The following is a 19,427-nucleotide window of genomic DNA, read 5'->3' on the forward strand; positions in this document are numbered from 1 at the left end:
GCTACCAGAGTTCTATTTTACATTTGAAAATGTACGGTAATTCTTGACAAGGTGACAGCCTCCTGTTTCAATCATTACAGTACTGATCCATTAAATAGCCGAACAAATAATGAACAAAAAATTGGCACTATTGATTGCAACTGCTATCTTGCTGCAGGCCTGTAAAGGAACAGGCATTTATAAAAAGCCGCCTCTAAATGATCCAAGCGATGATGCAACGATCAAACTTGCTGAAGCCGCTTCGTCCATAAGCGATTCCATGCTTCAGATGACCAGAGTTGAAAAGAGCATCGTTCCGCCGCATGGGGATAATACTCTCACTATTCCCAATGCCTACAATCTGCAAGCCCGAGCCTCAGTGGACTGGTCTGGCCCAATTGAGGAATTGACCGCACGTATTGCGAAAGCTGCTCACTACCGTTTAAGAGTGCTGGGTCCAGAACCCGCTATTCCAGTACTTATAAGTCTTAATGCCAAAGATCAGAGCCTTGCCGAGATACTTCGAAACATTGATTATCAGGCCAAACACAAGGCGAACATACATGTTTATCCAAACAGTCAGGTAGTTGAATTACGATATGTCAAAATTTATTCCTAGTTTAAGTGTTTGCTGTCTGACCCTTTTGGTGGCAGCATGCGCACATCGATCCACAGTAACGGTAATTGATACCAGCACACTGCCTGGGCTTATTGCGATGGGAAACACAGGTCCTGCGAATGCCCGTGGCACGCAAAGCGTTGGTAAAATCAGGGAAATGGCTCTCAAGGAAACGGCTTTGAGCCTTGGCGCTCAATCAGGACTTGCCTGGAGAGCCTGTCAGATTAATGACGAATTAACCCGACAGCAGCGAACTCTGGACGCAGTCTATGATTTTAACTCCCTGATTCTCGAAAACAATATCCTGCCTCCTGTCCTGCTGGAAGGCCGTAATACGTTAAATCTTGCTGATCTGCAAACTATCCGTGTTTCCGATAGAGTATATAAAGTTTCCAAACAAGCTCATTTTGTAACAACACCTCCCACCTGGCGCCAGTACTTGTGGATGGATTACAAAAAACCAGAAACACCGCATGTCAGCCTGCTGCCTAAATGCAGGGAAGAAAGGGCTATCTGGGTAGCGTATATAGAAAAAGGCTGGAAAAACGGCGTTGATCAGGCAAATACAATTCTCGAAGAAAGCGTGGCCCGTATCAAGGAAGATTTTAGCGGAATGATTCTTTACCGAAAACTGCTGGCAATGAACATGGTCTCGCCTCCTTTCGTATCCCATACCGAACTAGGGGTGACCGGTGATGCTTCGGAAATTCATATTGATGATCGCGTATTGCGTATTACAGCGCTACCGGGCCTTAATATTAATAGCAAAGAGTGGCGTGCAGCTGTAGAGAAAGATGAAAATGCTCTGGAGCAATTCAAAAATATGGATAAGCTCGCACAAAACACCAATATCACAGTGACAAGCAAAGCATGGCAGCCGGTTATTGCTCCGGTGAATTAATTGCGAGCTGGGCCTTGGCACATACTTTAGCACGTCATCCCGAACGTAGTGAGGGATGACAGGCAAAGTTGAGACCCCGGGCTGGAATGTCTACAATTAACTACAATAGCTTTGTAATAATTAAAAGCAGCTCGCTGCGCACTCTGTACCAGGCTATTTCGTGCAAAAATTAGCGCAAACGCTGCCAATACAGCTCACAGAGCAACTAAAACGTCCACTTTTCAATTTCAGGATTTGCATATGAGTAACATTAGTCTGATGCCAGATGAACCTACCCGATTCACGCCCGTTTTTATGGACAAAATGTTAGAGCATGCGGAAAGCCTGCATGCCTCAGATATCACTATTCAGACCGGCTCGCCTATCTTTGCTGAGGTCTATGGCCGACTTTTAAAAATTACCAACCGGACCTTATCCAATACCGAGCTGGGTGACCTGATTAATTCCATCTATGGCCCTAACGCTACCACCCAGTTATTATCAGGTAAGGATATCGATACCCATTATGAATTCCGACCCAACCGCGGCGTACGTTATCGTTACCGGGTCAATGCCACAGCTTGCCTGGTCGAGGGGCATGATGCTATCCAAATCACCTTGCGGACAATTCCGACTACCCCGCCAAGACTGGAAACAATGGGGCTTCCTGATAACATTCTCGAGTCTATAGCACCACAGGAAGGGATTGTCTTTATCACTGGCGCAACCGGCTCTGGTAAATCCACCCTGCTTGCCTCAATTATTCGCGAACTTATTGAGAATCAGGATTCCAATCGAAAAGTTCTCACCTATGAGTCGCCTATCGAGTTTGTGTTTGATGAGATTGAAACAATTTCGGCTGTGGTCAGCCAGTCTGAAATTCCCCGCCACTTACCCGATTTCGCTGATGGCGTTCGTAATGCGCTTCGTAGGAAACCACGTCTGATTATGGTGGGAGAGTGTCGTGATGCGGCAACAATCAGTGCGGCTTTAGAGGCGGCATTGACCGGTCACCCTGTGTATACCACCCTGCATACCTCCGGCGTTGCTGAAACCATGCGCCGACTGGTAACCTCATTTAGCGGTGAGGAGCGTTTAGGACGAACTATCGATATTCTTGAAACCATTCGGCTCTGTATCTGGCAGAAGCTGGTTCCTACCGTAGATGAAAAACGGGTGGCTTTGAGAGAATATTTAGTTTTTGATGAAGAAGTCCGCGATATTCTTCTGGAAGGCGATCCGAATGAGGTCACTTCCCTGACCAGAAAACTGGTTCGTCAGAAAGGACAGTTAATGACGGTTGATGCCCGTAACAAGTTTGAACAAGGAATTATCAGTGAACGGGTATATAAGCTGATTATTGCCGGAACCAAAGAATACCAAAGGGAATAACAGGAGCACGTCATCCCGAACGTTGTGCTTCGGGATGACAAGTGAGGATTTTCTCCTTAAGAGCCATTCGGCAGAGGCTCAACCTGCCTGTAATTCGAGACTTCCTTCCAGGGCGGAAATTATTATTCTCCGCCTTGAGTTGCTTCCACATTCGCTCCAGGCGAGCTGACCGCACTGGCGGCTTTTTTGACGCCCTTCATCGCGTAACCGCTGAGTTGTTTATCAATCTGCTGAGCCGCTTTAGCTGTGCTCGAACCCGCGTCACTTATCTGTTTCTTGGGTTCTTCAGCCCATTGTGAGGTTTCCTGACCAATACCTTCAGGCTGACCGCCAATCCATCGTAATACCTTATCAGGGAGATAAGTAATCAGGGTAAAGGACTTGGTCACTGCCGTCACGTACATCATGGTATAAACAAGAATTGAGAAAAAGAACCCATAAATACCCGCCCAACCGGTATATCCCGTACTGGTATTAATTGCACCCGCCTGTTGACTGGGATCACCGGAAGTGCTGCTGTAACTAAATGCCGAGCCGCTTGGATCCCCCTGAATGAAAGTCACCACGTTGTAGAAGCCGGCATTAATGATCCAGACGACCACATAGGAGAGCGCAATGGCAGCGATATAGCCAATAATCATCATTGCGGGCCGTAAGAAGACATTCATAAGAATCATGATGGCCTGCTCGCCTTTACCAAAGGCGCCCTCACCCTCAGGATGAGTGATTCCAAGTGCAACAATCGGTGCCGCCACCATAGCCTCAATCACCGCAATCAACCACCCCATCGTACCGAAGGTGAAGATCATATAGGGCAGGAAGGGAATAAAATAGGCAGTCGTGAATCCTATACTGACCATCGTGCCCAACCAGGCAATCAGTAAAGGCATCACCATTGCTATCAGCGGGAATATAAACACACCAAACCAGGGAATTAATATACTGGTAATTGCCATCATCAGCAGATAAATCCACAGCTCATTGGCAAAATTGATATAGTTCACACCCATATTGGCCAACGCTATGACCGGATTTACCGTGGGCTGCTGAATAAAAGATACGCCATAGGTAAAAATCTGCGCCATTCCCTGTAGAGGAACCGAGAGGAAGGTCAACACGACCATATTAATAATTTGTGCCATCATGGAGAGGAACAAATTAAACAGCGTCACAAAGATGACGTTGTAAAGCAGAACACCGAACATTTCACCCAAACAGAATACGAAGAACAGGATCTGAACTTTTCCGCAGCTAAAACTCATCGGTTTTAAGTAGAACGGCGTGAACGTGATATTAATTTTCATAGCGAACTTGGGTGCTGTCACAATCCCTGGCTGACCCGGTAATTGCACCATAGACGCATTGCTAATATAACCGTAGGTTGTAGATGAGCCTAGTCCGGTTACCGCCTTATGGCTAATTGAATTAAAGGTGGGAACGTCCAATCCTGAGTTCAATACAGTGGAGCCGTCAATCAGTCCGGCAATATGTTTTACATATTTATCATCGCCCTGATACCACTGACATAACTCAGAGTACTGCCCTTTACAAGTGCCATCGCCTCCAAACGCATTGGTCATGGTACTAATATCCGCGGAACTGCTGTCCAGTCCGGAATCCGAATCCGTTTGGTTCGACAACTTGATATCGGAAGAGTTAATCTTGGCCAGGTCAATAAAATAACTGCCAGCCATTAACCAACCCTGAGCCTCTGCCTTGGCAATAAAATCCCTTACATTGTCCTTGGTTTTACTTTCGGTAGCCTGCGTGTAGAGATTTAAAGTCGGCAGCATGATGCCATTATAATCCGATACCGCGCCCTGAAACTCAGTACCGTTAAACAGGGGTGCGCTTTGAGAAGACGAATCGCTGCCCCAGGAGATACAATCTTTGTCAGGACTGCTGCAGGGAACCCCTGTGGACATATAGGCAACACCATATTGCTGGATAGCGACTTTGGAGAACTCATTATCCTTATTGACTCCGCTGGAGGTAGCAGAGTTCAGTTTTGGATCATTATTCACCATCACCGTGGCCACCTGCGACAAATCCTGATACATCTGCTGGATGGCAATGGCTCGAGACATTTTTACGGTATCGATTTCATTTTTGTCGAGAGTAGAGATATTTTTTTGAATGGTGGTAATTTTATCGGCAGGATAGGCATTCCACTCTATCTTTCCGCAAATACCGTTTAAAAAGGAATAGGCTGAATCCGAGTCGAAATTCGGCATTGGCACACTTTGTTTTGAATTATTCGGATTATTATTCTGTTGGGTTACCACATTGACTGTATTAAGGAAATCAGGGACATTGGCCTGACAAAAATCCTGCATTTCCTTACTGGGTCCATTGACACAGGGACCTGAATTTTTACTTGCCTGATTTTTGTATCCCTGCTGCACACTCGTCAGTGTATTTTGCAGCCCGAGCATACAAACCTGACCTGCAAGAATCGCGGTAGCCCCTGTTGCGATACTGCCATTGTCTCCAAGAATCGATTTCATCGGATCCATCTGGGCCTGGACTATCACTCCTCCGCGGTTCAGATAACTTAACGCAGCCTGCCAGACTTTATCAGCCGCACCCACCCCCTGCACGACCACCCACATAACGAAAATCTGCATCAGGCAGTAACCAGACGCCTTGGGTATTAAAAGTGCCAGACCAAAGGTTGATCGCAACGGAACCCATATGGACGACCATTTCTGCCCAAGCATTTGCCCTTCATGGGCCGTATTAACAGTGGACACCAGGAGGGTGTACATGATGATAATACCGCCCAGAGCCAGTACCGCTGAGTTGAATACGCTAAACATCGTCCCCATAATCTGGCTGCCGGTGCCATGCAGCACCCCATCGACGATTCCAAAAATATTTCCCAGAAAAACAACCGAATAATCACTGGGCGGGGGAGCAAAACTGATAGAACTACTTCCGCCGCTGCCACTGTCTTGTGCAAGGGCTAACAGGGGAAAGAATGCAGAAAGCAAACCAAATACTATTTTATTCATGTTTTTCACCTAACAAACCCTGCCGATACCATTCCTTAATAGAAACTCCCAGTTTACGATGTTTAATCTGGTAATACCAAAAGTGATAGCGGAAAGATAAAGCAAGCGCGATGAACATCACCACAACGCTCAGTAATATCGATCTCCAGGTACCGTATAAAACATGGTAGCCGGTATATCCAAGCATGAATATGGCAATCAGCACCATCAGAATACTTAGTCGATATAACCCTTTCTGGCGGGCAAGCAATTCCGCGTCATCCAAATGCAACTCACGTACCGCCTGTTTAAAGGATTCACCTGTTGTGCTTTGCTGGGGAACAAACATTTTTTTAAACCCATTACCCAGATAAGCGGTAAAGGATTTTAAACGATCGTAGTCCACCCAATAACGAATATTGAAGATACTTCTGATAATCGTACCTATCCGCGAGTCACTTACTTTTTTCATAAAATTTACTTTCTATGTATTAGATTTTTCTACCACTTACTATACTATAGTAGTTACATAGCCCCCAGTCTATCAATTAGTTTGACAGTAAAAAAAGAGTAAATGTATGCCTGATCTAAGTCATGAAGCTTCAGCCCAATATTGGTTTGAATATGTGGATCCAATGATCTACCGCGTAATTACCTTTATGGAAAGCGTGGAAGACTGGACAATGGATGGAAATCCGGAATTGGAAGCAGCTATCAAAAAGCTCGGTGAAGAGCTTGATGACATCGATAAAATCGATATGGGAATGCTGGGCCAGGAGGATGCATTCATTCGATTGGCAGGAAATATCAAGTCAGGACGCGGCCTGAGACTTTTACAAGCCATTGATACTGTACATCCAGGCAGTGCATCGCGTATTCTGATCCATGCGGAAGAAACCAGCCTGGGCAGCCATGATCCAGCCGGATTCTTTCTGAAAAGAAATATTACATTTGAACGCCTGCGCCTGCTGGGACGCGTTTTTTCAGAATATCGCTTAAAACTAGTTGCTCGTGCTCTTGAAGGGGAAGAATAAATGCTATTGAAACCGAAACAGGCTTTACCCGTTTTACTGTTACTCTGCTCATCGACTGTGATTGCTGATGTTCCAACAGGAGGCCTTGATGACGCCGGTGGCGGCGGCCAAAGTGATTTGCCTACCTATCTGCAAAATCTTGGAAAATATTTTGGTTATGACATCACCCAGTATTGTACTACCGGAGGAACCTGCAGTCAGGGCGGGGGCGGCTCGGATACTTTCAGTAATTTGCTGATCAACTCCCAAAATAATTTAGCTCCTCAACTATCCAGCTATTACAGCTTTCTCGGCGCCCTGCTTTCACCAGGTGCATCCAGCAATGGCAGTAGTGGGCAAGGCGCTCCCATTGTGAACGGCGGTTCACAGGGCAACAGCACTATTAACAGTCTGGCTGCAACTACCTTTCCTTCCTATGGCAGCACCTCAGGAAGCGGCGTCAGTGCCTCCGCTCTGATTGATCAGACAGCCAATAAGCAATATATGTCAGATCCGGTTAGCCAGGCAGTTTTCAATATTCTGACAACCCCTAACAGCAGTTATTGTGTTAACAATGACGGCTCCTGGAAGCAGCAATGTAAATATCTGTACCGTAGCCTGGTAATGTCAAACGTGATAGGCACTCTGCCCTCCACCGATGATTTTTTTAATAGCTCTTATACGCAGGGGCTTGTTTCACAGTTGAACAGCAACGCTCTGCTTTCTCCAATGCTGTTCAGCACGAATTCTGGCGGTCAGACAACAACATCTTCCCCGCTGGTCTCCGATGACTCACAGAACCAGGGTTTAACGGCCAATAATCAGGTACAGGAGGCCGCCAACTTTATTCGCTATGCCAGCGGACAGGTTAACCCGGTCGCTCTGCCAGATAGAAATACCTATGATTCACTTTATAATAAGGCTTTAAATCTGAGTAAAAATACAGAAGCCTCGGATCAGATTCAGGCTCAGACCACACTCACCGATTATCTCACCCGTCTTCGCACTTACGCGGCGCAAGTGTCGGTAGGAATTGGTAATCTGTATTATATTTTGTCCAAACGCATGCCACAAAATCTTAGTGGAACCTCAGGTAACACGACCAGTCAGGCCTTAAGTGAATATACGATGGCTACCTGGCGATTATTCAATAGTAATCAAAGCAGCAGCGGTGGACAAACTCAGCAACAATGGGTGGAGCAAATCAATACCGCTAACTCAGCCACAGTGCAAAAAGAAATTGCGGTTTTACTTGCCGAGATCAACTATCAGATGTATTTAAGCAGACAGCAGCAAGAGCGTCTTTTGTTAACAGAAACTATTCTGCTACTGCAAAATTCACACGCTGCGGAACCTGATGCAGGTCTGGCTGCAGGCAGCAATAATTCTGATTATCAAAATCCAGCCTCTTCTTCCTAAAATATCTTTCTATGGCGTGTCCCTGGACACGCCAGTTTCACTGGTAACTGCTCACGAATTTACTAGTTACTCAGTGGCGGCTTTATTCGCGTAAATATTTCATCAATTAATTGATACACCACAGCCTTCTTCTCCTGCCATTTATCCACTACATTGCCTTGCAGTACTTCACAGTTATCAGACAGCCAGGAACCATATTTGACCAATAAAAGAGCACCATTTGCAGTGAGGCAAGTCCCCACCTCTTTTTGAATTGTTGCATCGCAGAGATCACCTTCACTATAACAGCTAAGTATTAACAGCTTACTCATGTTCTGCCAATCCGCAGGCGGTTCAACACCCAGAAACTGCTTGTTAATCAGCTTCGGTAATTCCTGGTCCATCACCCAGTTGATATCAGAGGATTTCAAGTTTAATGGACAGGATAACCGTTTAGTATATTGCTTTATATCCTTTCCTATACTGGAAAGCTGATGAGCATCAATACACTGCTTGGCAAAGGGCGAGTTAGAACAAACACTCAGCAATGAAAACAAAAGGATTGAATATCTTTTCATAATTCCTCCCGAACAAAGATTCATTATATCTTGATAAGGCTGATATTGCTTATTTTACCAGTCTTGCATGTTTAGCCGGATGAATCGTTTTATTTTTTTCATGAAAATACACTTTGGTAAATTCCGCTCCAGTGAACAAGATTTGCGCGGAATAATAAATCCAGACCAGAATGAGAATCAACGCGCCCGATGCGCCAAATCCTTCTGCCAAATTGGAATGGGAAAGGTATAGTCCCAATAATAATTTGCCTATTGTAAACATTAAAGCAGTCAGAAAAGCACCCAGCCAGACGTCTCTCCACTGCAATAATACATCGGGAATGATTTTAAATATCATTGCAAAAAGAATGGTTATTCCAGCCATAGAAATAATGATGTTTAATCCGTAACCCAGAATGACTAACTGAGGTAAAAGCTGTAATAAGCCAGCACTGATCATTGATAAAAGAAGAGAGACTATCAATGAAACCAGAAGAAGAAATCCTACACCAAGCACTAAAGTGAATGATAAAAACCGATCGCTGACCAGTCCCCAAAATCCTCTATCCGCACGGGGAGTCACCCCCCATATATTGTTCAAGCCAGTTTGTAAGGCACCAAAAAAACCGGATGCACCAAATAGCAGAATAATGATTGAGACCAGTTTTGCGATAAGATGAGTGGAGGGTTTGACTGTCGAGATCATAAGTCTGATTTGCTCAGCTGGCGCCTCTCCGAAGGTTTCACCCAATTGGGCCAGCAGGTTTTGCTGAACAATCCTGGGATCAAACACAAGACCCGCTATGGCAATCGAAATAATCAATAAAGGCGCTATTGAAAATATGGTGTAATAGGATAATGCTGCAGACAAAGTAGCCACTTTGTCTTCATTCCAATTATCCCATACTTTTTTTAATATTTTTCTGAAGTCCATTTTCACTAGGATTGCTCCCTGGTTTAAAAGTCAACCCTCACCCTCACTGCCATTAAGTTAAGGAATTTGGTCATTCCCGCAAAGGCGGGAATCCATTCCTCAATTGGCATTATAGCCAGCTCAGAGATGGATCCCCGCCTTCGCGGGGATGACAGTTTAATATACATTTCAGCTTAACTTAATGGCAGTGACCCTAACCTCTCCCAGCTTGGGAGAGAGGACTTCCACTTAGTCTAGTAGAGTGTGTTCTTTTACGCAGCTAACTAACGCCCCGCAAAAGGATGATTAAGCTCTGGCCGGACTGCGACATTAAGGGGCTGCGGACGAATTGGGCCACCGAAAAATCTCGCGCCCTGATTTAGAAGATTCATCGTTTCCTGTGGAACTATCGAGCCCGGTTTTAACCCATTCAGCGCCGTTTGCAAAGGCAAGTCTTTAACCTGTGCTGCTTTTGCCGTTGCTTTAAGACTATCAATAACCTGAGGGGTAGGCTGCAATTTCATTAATCTAAGCATGTGTACATAGCTTGCTTTCATTTCCTCCTGAAAAGAAGGCTGAGGCCTTGGAATGTGATTATTGGATGTATAGGCAGCGACTCTCTCCCTCGCAAATAATTTGGCGTCATGGATATCAATCAGTGCTTTACTGAATTTCGCAACATCCTCAAGCACGTCTAAGCGCTTTTCTTCAGCCACATTCCTTCTTTTTTCCAGCCGGCTCATATCCTGAGCCTGCTTCATTAACAGCAATTGCTGAGTACCCAGCATATCACGATGCTGATGCAATCCAATTTTATGAGCTCGATCTATCAAATGAGGTGTCCTGACGGGACGATTCGTAAGCTCATTTTCATGCTCGAAGAGATAAATATGCTGGTCTTGCATCCGCAATTGACAATGAGAAGGCACAAAGAAGGCGGCCTGTCTGAAATCAATTACTTTGTTACCAGAGGCGTCATACATCCGTTTTTCATTTTTCAGAACACCCAGTATATTCTCCAACTGCTGCCTGTGTATTTCGGCCGCTTGCTGATGAATGCGTTTTCCGGCTAATTTATTCTGAGGAACTGGATTAAAGGTCTCCAGTCGTTGATTAATTAGCTGTATACTTTGTTCAGGATTGGCTTGCTGATAAATAGTTTCCAGATAGGCATCGTGTTCATTAAGCAAAGTCTGTAAGCTATTATATTTCTGCGTCAGTTTGAGCTGTTTGCGGTCAATTTCCGCAATTTCTTCCTCAACTTTCTCAGCAGCGAGGAGGCTGTGTTGCAATGCAACATGGATAATCTTTTCCGATATTTCATAAGCCTCCAGCATTAGTTCCCATTCTCTGCCAGCAGGTAATTCCAGTTTAACCGCTCCCTGCTCATGAACTACTTTGTTACGCGCTAAATCCTTCTGTATTTGTCTATCAAGTTCTGCGTTATAGTCTTTTCGCGCTTTTGATTTTTTGGCAGAGAGCTGCATTAAAAGATAGGCTAAAGCACGGTGGGCCTTGATTAAATCATCTTGCGCCTTTAAACGCATGGCATCCATAATCGCTTCATGAGCAGCGATTTCCTTGTAAATTCTGACTCTTACTTCCTTGCCTTCAGGGGATTCGAGAAACTCATGGACATGCTGGGCAGTTTTTAGACCATATAATCCCAACACTCGTTTCACATCACTACCGGGAACCCTGTGTGCTTTCTCATCTTCTTGAAGATGGTCAAAGGAATGAAGCCATTGGCTGATAGCCTCAGGAGAAGATGATGAAAGAGAAGGCATCCAGAACCCCGCTTTGTATAGGAATGAGTAATATTGCTAATTTTATACTTTTTGGAGTTTTTATGCAATTCGCTTCGAATCTCATTTGGACATAATGGCTATATTAAAATCACTTAAAGTGAATATTAACTCGGTAATGCATCAACAATGCTAACATCACTGCGAGTCAGAGCAGCGGGCTGAAACACCTCATCCAACCTTTTGACAACGGCTTCCACTGTAATAAGCTTCATGGTATCTGGTCCATGGGCATGTGTTCCCCAGACATTTTCGCTGGCTGACTTATTCAAAACGGAAGTAACCGCCTCTGGATAACAATCTACTGCCAGATGACGAAACGTGTAAGGTCCTGAAACATCTGCACTGGTCACCGCATGTAAAGCGATCACCGGTGTACCTACAGCTGCAGCCATATGAGAAGGCCCTGTATCCGGGCAAACCAGTAAATTGGCTTTACTGATTACGGCAAGAAGCTGCCTGGGTTTTGTTTTACCGACCAGGTCGACACAGTCAACTTCCTGTAAAATCTGATTTGCCAGAGCCCTGTCGCAGGATCCTGGCCCGCCCGTCAGTACTACCTGAGCATTCCATTTATGCTGTGCATATCGAATCATTGTGATGTAGCGTTCAACCAGCCAGCTTCTTTCCGGTTTGCTGGCAGCAGGATTGACTAATAGCAGAGGCCCTTGTTTCGGTAAATGATCCTCAGCCCATTCATAATCCGCTGCGGCAATTGGCAAATCCCAACGCGGGGCTAGCTCAGGAATGTCCAGCACATCTGCAAATTTTAAAAATCCGTCCAGTGTATGATCATTACCCGGGGCAATCGATTCCCTGACAAACCAGGCATGACCATCTTTGGCACGCAAAGCGTCATAGCCAATTTTTCGTTTTGCTTTGATTAACGGGTAAAGCAAGTTAGCGCGAAAACTTGCCTGAGGCGCCAGTAAGACATCAAAACTTCTGCCCCGCATTTGTTTGTAAAATCGCCAATAATCGGCAATAGAGTCGGGTTTATTAATTACCAGGAATTCCACACCATCCATTCCCTCAACCAAATCATAGGCTGGCCGGGAAATAACCCAGGTGATGGAAACATTCGGTAAGCTGTCCTGCAGACGTCTGACCAGAGGTACCAGCATCAATACATCGCCTAAAGCAGACAGGCGAACAATACATATCGATTTAATCATGACATCAGCCAGAAATTGAATTAAGCAGATTCATTTTGCAATACAAAGATGGAGCCGCAGTAAGGACATACTTCCTTGCCTGTTTTCTCGATAGGCAGATATACCTTGGGATGAGCATTCCACAGTATCATTTCATGGGTAGGACAACTTAAAGGCAAATCTTCAGGATGAACGATATAAATTTTTTCAGTACTTGCCGGAATATTGCTAGTATCAGACATGAAATTCTCCATTAATCACACTAGGGTAAATAAGTTATTTCAGGAATTATCCATTATTTTATGAATGTTGGCTATGACCTTCTGCATGGTATTACTTTCTTCAGGCGGGAAATAGTCTATTTGCGCCCAGCTCCTTAGCCAGGTCAGCTGCCGTTTGGCGAGCTGCCGGGTTGAAGCAATTCCTTTCATGCGAAACTCCTCAAACGAGGAGTACTCTCCGGCCAGATAGCTCAGGGCCTGACGATAGCCGACACAACGCATTGAGGGATAATCGATTGTCAACGACCATTTACTTTGTAACTGCTTTACTTCCTCCAGAAAACCCTGATCCAGCATAAGGTCAAAACGCATCGCAATCCGTTCATGCAACCAGGCTCGATTATCAGGAAAAAGACCCCAATTGATAAACGAAAACTGATGTTTTTTATGCTGTTGCTGCAGAAATGCTGATAAGGGTTTTCCCGTGGTGTAATAAACTTCCAGGGCGCGCTGAATCCGCTGGCTGTCATTAGCATGGAGGCGTGAGGCAGAGGCGGCATCAACAGTCAATAACTCTGCGTACAGCGACTCTAGTCCCTCGCTTACAATGCGTTGGGATAATTCGCTGCGTAAACTGTCATCAGCAACAGGAAGTTCCGAAAGCCCTTGCTGAAGCGCATTGAAATACATCATCGTTCCACCCACCAGCAAAGGCCAGTTACCGCGTGCCCGTATTGCATTAATAAGCGGTATCACATCGTCACAAAATCGGGCGGCTGAGTAGCTTTCATTGGGATTGAGAATATCAATTAAATGATGCGGTGCTCCAGCAAGTTCGTCCTCGTCTGGCTTTGCTGTGCCAATGTTCATCTCACGATAAATCATTGCAGAATCCACACTGACAATTTCAAATGGAAACTGCTGAACCAGCTGACTGGCTAAAGCAGTTTTACCTGAGGCGGTTGGCCCCATAAGACAGAACACCCGATTATGCATGTAATAAATCTCGACAACGCTGCTCGCTCAGGTGAGTTGCAATCCCGCTTAAATCACCTGATTCCATTAATTGGTTTTTTAAATAGAAAAATAATTCCTGCTTCATTTCATCGGAAGTGAACGACAGGGAAAATTCATAGGCTGACATTAGATAATCGACCATTTCGCTAAAACTGGAAGGACAATTTGTGCATAATAAATCAAGAAACTGCTTAATATTCAAATCGGGAAGCATTAGCGGAATAGAGCTGATCATTATTTCCGATTCAGACAGGAAGACAAGCTGGATACCAGCATGCTCGAGTAGTTCTTTCGCCTCTGCTATTTTAGTAAAGCGGTCTGATTCCAGAGTATATTTTAGCGGGACCAGCAGCGGACGAGCAGCCAGAGGCAGATTGCTTTGCAGCAATTGCCTTTTCAGGTTTTGTTTCTGTAAAGCTGAGCCATGCACAAGATATGGCTTTTCATCAACAAGGATAATCGCATGGGCAGGGTCTAAAATATACCATCTTTCAGCCCCAGACTGTTTCAATAACCTATCGTCTTTTTCTATCACGGGAAGAATCAGACTTTCCCTGACGTAAGTGGCGGCCGGAGCCGCCAGGCTCATAGCAGGAATTGCCTGGTTCGTGGATTTTTTCAGCACAGCAGCAATTTGTGAGCTGATAAAATCATGAATGAGGCGAGGCTGCTGAAAACGCACTTCATGCTTTGTAGGATGAACATTCACGTCGACCTGATTGGCTGCAATGTTTAAATACAGTAAACAGGATGGATGCCTGCCGGCATAAAGATATTCCTCGTATGCCTGACGGATGGCATTGTATAAAAGCTTATCCTTGATTATTCGCCCATTTAGATAAATCCATAATTTATCCACCTGGCTGCGTTGATAATCAACATTACTAATAAAACCTTCCAGGCTTATGCCATTGATTTCACTAGCGAGATGAATGGATTGATCGAGAAAAGATTTGCCTAAAATTTTTTGAATACGCTGCCTGCGGCCTGCTTCATCAACTGCTGGCATCAGATTTAGCAGTAATTTGCCATTATGACTAAACTGTATTGCAATCTCAGGAGCGGCCAGCGCAAAACGTCTAAGAACCGTATCAATTGCCTGGAATTCAATGCGTTCGGGCTTTAAGAATTTTTTACGAACCGGAGCATTATAAAATATATCTCGCACATCAACCGTTGTTCCCTGGTTTCTTGCGCAGGGAACCAGCGTATTGCTCTCCCAACGCATGGCATGCGCCTGCTGAGGCGGCTTTGAACTGATACTCAGTCTGGAAACCGAAGCGATACTGGCTAAAGCTTCCCCTCTAAAGCCCATACTGGTTATGGAATACAAGTCATTTAAACAGGAAATTTTACTGGTGGCATGCGGTGCAATGGCCAAAGGTAAATCCTCTGCGAGAATACCCATCCCGTTGTCACTGATTTTGATGTGATTTAGGCCGCCACAGCCAATATCAACAGCAATTTGGGTGGCTTTGGCATCCAGGGCATTTTCCAGCAGCTCCTTTACGATAGAAGCAGGCCGCTCAACAACCTCTCCTGCCGCAATCTGGTTCGCGACATCAACAGGTAACTGCTGAATTCTCATGATACGGCGGAAGGAATGGTCAAACGCTGTCCTGTTTTGATGGATCCATTATTCAGATGATTAGCCGCCTGCAACGCGGCTACAGACACTTTATAGCGGGCAGCAATTTTAGGCAGTGACTCGCCTGCCTGGACCAGGTGAAATTGCCCTTTGCTATTGGCCAAGGCCTCAATCTGTGTACCATGCGGCGGGTAATCCCAGAAATAGCCTTTTATTCCCTGGAAAATGGCCTGGGTAAGTCTGGCCTGATAGTTTCCATTGGTTAAATTACTTTCTTCCTGAGGATTGGAAATAAAACCGGTTTCTATCAGAATCGAAGGAATATCCGGGGACTTTAATACCATAAAACGGGCCTGCTCCACTCTTCGATTATGCAAACGAGTAATCGTATCAAGATTTCGTAATACTCTTTCTCCCATATGAAGACTTGCACCAATGGTCGCAGTTTGCGATAAATCAATTAATACTGTTCGGACCAGACCACTCTGGTCATCAAGATCCTTCAGATTAACACCGCCAAGCTCTGAATAGTTTTCTTTTTCCGCCAGCCAGCGAGCGGCTTCACTAGTGGCACCACGCTGAGATAACGCAAATACCGAGGCCCCATTGGATTGCTGATTGATAAAGGCATCGGCATGAATGGAGATAAATACGTCGCCATTATATTTTCTGGCGATATTAAGGCGTTCGCGCAGCCCGACATAATAATCCCCTTTGCGCGTTAACACAGCACTCATACCAGGCTGCCGATCAATAATATGCTTTAATTTACTGGCGATAGCCAATGTCACATTCTTTTCCCAATTATGGTGCGGCCCCTTAGCCCCTGGATCTTTTCCTCCATGCCCAGGATCAAGCACAATCACTACATTTCTGAGAGAACGGCCGGGTAACTGACGCACCGGAGGGGCTGGCGGCGTTAAATTAGTACTCGCCTTAACCGGTTTGGCAGCCTGCGCATGAGCATTATTGGTAGATAAGTCAAGGGTGAATGCGTGTTTGGATTTTGAAGAAGCCCAGGGACTGGTTCTTAACATAACTACATCAGTCACTTCAAAAACCAGACGTAAAGTTTGCGGATTTGGACGGCCGCTTCTCACCCGTTTAATGAGCTGATTCCCTTTTAGTTGATTCAGATTGAACACCAGATCGGTTGACTCAAAATCGACAACCACTCGATCGGGATTGGTAAGAGTGAAGACTTTGTGTGCAATGGGAGTGTCAAGACTAAAAAAAAGCGACATTTTGCCGTTTTGCTCTTTTATTTCAATTGACTGTAGTCTGGCAGCAAAACAGCTTGATGATACAAGCGTTAATAATCCAAGGATAAATACCCGAATTTTCATTCTTTACCTTCAAAGCAGAACAAAACCTTATCACCAGCAGCACTTAACGATTCAATGATCATTTCACGGCTGCTCCCAGTTATCATGAGTGTTATCCAGAGATCCAGGCTTTTAATACTATGCCTTGCCCGCTCTGGCCATTCCACACAAATTATCGCATTGTCATCAAAATAATCGCGAAAACCAATAAACTCAAGCTCATCTTCATCGTGGATACGATATAAATCAAAATGATGTATTGGCCAGGAATTGCAATTATAACTTTCTACCAAAGAAAAAGTAGGACTTTTTATAATCGATTTTACACCCAGCTCAGTCAGCAAGGCACGGATAAATGTGGTTTTACCAGCCCCGATTTCCCCACTGAAGCTAATCACTAAAGGGGAGTGAATGCAGGCAGCTAATAAAGAGGCAGTCTCTTGCGTCGCACTTTCATCAATCAACTCTATGTGAAGTATTTTTTTCTGCATGAACCAGTCTTCTCAACTTTTAAACTACTATATCGTAATAACTGCGTTGCAACTATATTCCGACCTTTGGATTCAGGCGGATCTTATTATTCACCAGCAGACGGACAAAAGGCATAATATCGCTGGCCAGCAGGCCTTTCTCCCCTTCTTCCTCTGCCGCTAAATCCGCTGCCGCCGCATGCAGCCACACGCCAAGACGGGCAGCGTCTGCCAGACTGAATTTCTGCGCAATAAGCCCTGCGATGATACCGCTTAGGGCATCACCCATACCAGCGCTTGCCATTCCCGGATTTCCCTGGGCGCAAAGATAGGTTTGCGCCGCATCAGTGCGTATTAGCGATCCCACGCCCTTCAATACAATTTGACCGCCATATTGCTGTTGTAATTGGCATACGGCTTCAAAGCGGTTCGTTTGAATATCTTTCACCTTACAATGTAAGAGGCCGGCTGCTTCACCGGGATGCGGTGTTAAAATCCAGTTGTCATCATGCTGGGGATTGTCAGCGAGAATGCGCAGCGCCGACGCATCAATGACCATGGGCAATTGGGAGGCAATCACCTCGTTGAACAGGTCTATCGCCCAGTTGTCAGTACCCAGTCCAGGTCCAATTATACAAACGCTGGCCTTTTTAATTAATGGCTCTATTTCTTTAATCGAGCTGATGCCATGAATCATCGCTTCCGGCAAGCCCATCACCGGACGCCCGGCATGCTCAGGTTTGGTAGCCACCGTCACCAGACCCGCTCCCGATCTGGCCGCGGCCAGTGCAGCAAGGCAAACGGAGCCAGGCATGCCTTCTCCCCCACCAATAATCAATACATGGCCAAAATCGCCTTTATGCGTATTTTTCCGGCGAGGAACCAGCTGGTTAAAGGATTCTCTTTCATCAATTAAAATTGCTGCAGGGGAAATTAGCGATAGACAGGGAGCACCATCCAGCTCGTCAAGAAACAAATGTCCGCGGTAATCCGGACCATCCATTGTCATTAATCCGGTTTTAATACCAATAAAAGTAATAGTGCAGGAAGCCCTGACACAATATCCAAGGGCAACCCCGGTATCGGCGTGTAAGCCTGAAGGCAAATCCAGAGATAAAACAGGTAAGCCACTGTCATTAATTAAGTCAATTGCCGACTGCAAAGGCTCTTTTACCTCATTTTCCAGGCCAATACCCAGTAGTGCGTCAACAATCAGTTCAGCATCATTATCCAGCGTATCTTCCATAAATTGAAAAATAACACCAGCCTGTTGAGCACGTTCAGCCATTAAACGAGCAACCGGAGGCAGCTGATCCGTGGGCTTAAACTGATTAATCAACACGGCATAGCCCTGCTCATGAGCGAGCTTAGCCAGTACATAGCCATCACCGGCATTATTGCCGCCACCGCAAAACACAACCAGCTTTTTCACAGCAGGGTATTGCATTTGTAAAAGTTTAAATGCACCAGATCCTGCCTTCAACATCAGGTCTTCTTCAGAAAACCTCAAGTGTTGCTGCATTAATTGTTCACAGTTGCGAATTTGTCGGGTACTGAACAGCGATGTGGTTGATTTGACCATGATATTTACCAAGCATTGCCTGGATACCGCGAACAAGCCGCGATATGGGCGAATAAAGTTATGAATAACAAAGCTTTCAATACTGGCATCAAACTTGCAGCTCAATGCCAATCGCAGATCAGCGATCAGTCAGAATCTTTCTTAACCAGCTTTAAGGCCGGTTTGGGCCGCTTGGGTTCTTCCCTGGGAGCTGGTGGCGGCTCATGGTATTCCTCGCCAAATTCCATACCCCGACCATTTTCCTTTGCATAAATTGCAAGTACTGCAGCTGGAATCACAAAGATTTGCATGGTCTCACCCGAAAATCGGGCTGTAAATACAATCCGATCATTTTCAAGATGCAAACCTCTGCAAGCCTGAGGCGAAATGTTCAGTACAATTCTTCCATTATTCACATGAGCCTCTGGAACCTGTACACCAGGATAATTCGCATTGACCAGAATGTAGGGGGTCATATGATTATCAACAATCCAGTCATAGATAGCCCGAATCAGATAAGGCTTGTTCGATGTCATACTCAT

The 19,427-nt window shown here is 45.3% G+C and carries 18 protein-coding genes; 5 read left to right on the top strand and 13 right to left on the bottom strand.

Annotated elements, in window-relative coordinates:
• Positions 1–109: 109 nt before the first annotated feature.
• The 3 genes from dotD (at position 110) to dotB (ending at position 2,870) form a co-directional block, all read left to right on the top strand.
• Complete coding sequence (gene dotD / locus E1O89_RS05665) at positions 110–598, top strand: type IVB secretion system lipoprotein DotD (RefSeq protein ID WP_058507799.1); 489 nt, start codon at positions 110–112, stop codon at positions 596–598.
• A complete protein-coding gene (locus tag E1O89_RS05670) occupies positions 579–1,499 on the top strand; it encodes a type IV secretion system DotC family protein (RefSeq protein ID WP_058507800.1) in 921 nt (306 codons plus the stop codon). The genes dotD and E1O89_RS05670 overlap by 20 nt, the downstream gene beginning before the upstream one ends.
• 258 nt (positions 1,500–1,757) lie before the next feature.
• Entirely contained in the window at positions 1,758–2,870 is a 1,113-nt protein-coding gene (gene dotB, locus E1O89_RS05675) for a Dot/Icm type IV secretion system ATPase DotB (RefSeq protein ID WP_165483081.1), read from the top strand.
• 122 nt (positions 2,871–2,992) lie between these two features.
• Here the strand turns inward: dotB and dotA are convergent, their stop codons facing one another.
• On the bottom strand, positions 2,993–5,884 hold the full coding sequence (gene dotA, locus E1O89_RS05680; protein WP_133139323.1) for a type IVB secretion system protein DotA: 2,892 nt from the start codon (positions 5,882–5,884) through the stop codon (positions 2,993–2,995).
• Entirely contained in the window at positions 5,877–6,335 is a 459-nt protein-coding gene (gene icmV / locus E1O89_RS05685) for a type IVB secretion system protein IcmV (protein WP_112220045.1), read from the bottom strand. Before icmV ends, dotA begins: the two co-directional genes overlap by 8 nt.
• A 106-nt stretch (positions 6,336–6,441) precedes the next feature.
• Here icmV and icmW point away from each other — a divergent pair, with 106 nt between their 5' ends.
• Entirely contained in the window at positions 6,442–6,897 is a 456-nt protein-coding gene (icmW, locus tag E1O89_RS05690; protein ID WP_112220046.1) for a type IVB secretion system protein IcmW, read from the top strand.
• Positions 6,898–8,295 carry a type IVB secretion system protein IcmX gene (gene icmX / locus E1O89_RS05695; RefSeq protein WP_133139324.1) on the top strand — a complete coding sequence of 466 codons (1,398 nt, stop codon included), beginning with the start codon at positions 6,898–6,900 and terminating at the stop codon, positions 8,293–8,295.
• 62 nt (positions 8,296–8,357) lie between these two features.
• On the opposite strand, the gene E1O89_RS05700 is transcribed toward icmX, so the two are convergent.
• The 11 genes from E1O89_RS05700 to E1O89_RS05750 form a co-directional block, all read right to left on the bottom strand.
• Complete coding sequence (locus E1O89_RS05700; RefSeq protein WP_133139325.1) at positions 8,358–8,852, bottom strand: hypothetical protein; 495 nt, start codon at positions 8,850–8,852, stop codon at positions 8,358–8,360.
• A gap of 49 nt (positions 8,853–8,901) precedes the next feature.
• Complete coding sequence (locus E1O89_RS05705) at positions 8,902–9,765, bottom strand: YihY/virulence factor BrkB family protein (protein ID WP_233012047.1); 864 nt, start codon at positions 9,763–9,765, stop codon at positions 8,902–8,904.
• A 263-nt stretch (positions 9,766–10,028) separates the two neighbouring features.
• Positions 10,029–11,531 carry a hypothetical protein gene (locus E1O89_RS05710; RefSeq protein ID WP_133139327.1) on the bottom strand — a complete coding sequence of 501 codons (1,503 nt, stop codon included), beginning with the start codon at positions 11,529–11,531 and terminating at the stop codon, positions 10,029–10,031.
• A gap of 125 nt (positions 11,532–11,656) precedes the next feature.
• Positions 11,657–12,724 (bottom strand): glycosyltransferase family 9 protein, encoded by a 1,068-nt coding sequence (locus E1O89_RS05715; RefSeq protein WP_133139328.1) that lies wholly within the window; start codon positions 12,722–12,724, stop codon positions 11,657–11,659.
• Between the two features lie 20 nt (positions 12,725–12,744).
• The gene (locus E1O89_RS05720) at positions 12,745–12,945 is read right to left on the bottom strand and encodes a zinc-finger domain-containing protein (RefSeq protein WP_058507807.1); all 201 of its coding nucleotides are present in this window, start codon (positions 12,943–12,945) and stop codon (positions 12,745–12,747) included.
• A gap of 39 nt (positions 12,946–12,984) precedes the next feature.
• On the bottom strand, positions 12,985–13,920 hold the full coding sequence (gene miaA / locus E1O89_RS05725) for a tRNA (adenosine(37)-N6)-dimethylallyltransferase MiaA (protein ID WP_133139329.1): 936 nt from the start codon (positions 13,918–13,920) through the stop codon (positions 12,985–12,987).
• A complete protein-coding gene (mutL, locus tag E1O89_RS05730; RefSeq protein WP_133139330.1) occupies positions 13,913–15,529 on the bottom strand; it encodes a DNA mismatch repair endonuclease MutL in 1,617 nt (538 codons plus the stop codon). The genes miaA and mutL overlap by 8 nt, the downstream gene beginning before the upstream one ends.
• Positions 15,526–16,875 carry an N-acetylmuramoyl-L-alanine amidase gene (locus E1O89_RS05735; protein WP_133139331.1) on the bottom strand — a complete coding sequence of 450 codons (1,350 nt, stop codon included), beginning with the start codon at positions 16,873–16,875 and terminating at the stop codon, positions 15,526–15,528. Before E1O89_RS05735 ends, mutL begins: the two co-directional genes overlap by 4 nt.
• On the bottom strand, positions 16,872–17,345 hold the full coding sequence (gene tsaE / locus E1O89_RS05740) for a tRNA (adenosine(37)-N6)-threonylcarbamoyltransferase complex ATPase subunit type 1 TsaE (protein ID WP_112220056.1): 474 nt from the start codon (positions 17,343–17,345) through the stop codon (positions 16,872–16,874). The genes E1O89_RS05735 and tsaE overlap by 4 nt, the downstream gene beginning before the upstream one ends.
• A gap of 52 nt (positions 17,346–17,397) precedes the next feature.
• Positions 17,398–18,906 carry an NAD(P)H-hydrate dehydratase gene (locus E1O89_RS05745; protein ID WP_133139332.1) on the bottom strand — a complete coding sequence of 503 codons (1,509 nt, stop codon included), beginning with the start codon at positions 18,904–18,906 and terminating at the stop codon, positions 17,398–17,400.
• 125 nt (positions 18,907–19,031) lie between these two features.
• A complete protein-coding gene (locus E1O89_RS05750; RefSeq protein WP_058507812.1) occupies positions 19,032–19,427 on the bottom strand; it encodes a ClpXP protease specificity-enhancing factor in 396 nt (131 codons plus the stop codon).

This window comes from Legionella genomosp. 1 (genome assembly GCF_900640215.1).
Lineage (GTDB): Bacteria > Pseudomonadota > Gammaproteobacteria > Legionellales > Legionellaceae > Legionella_C > Legionella_C quinlivanii_A.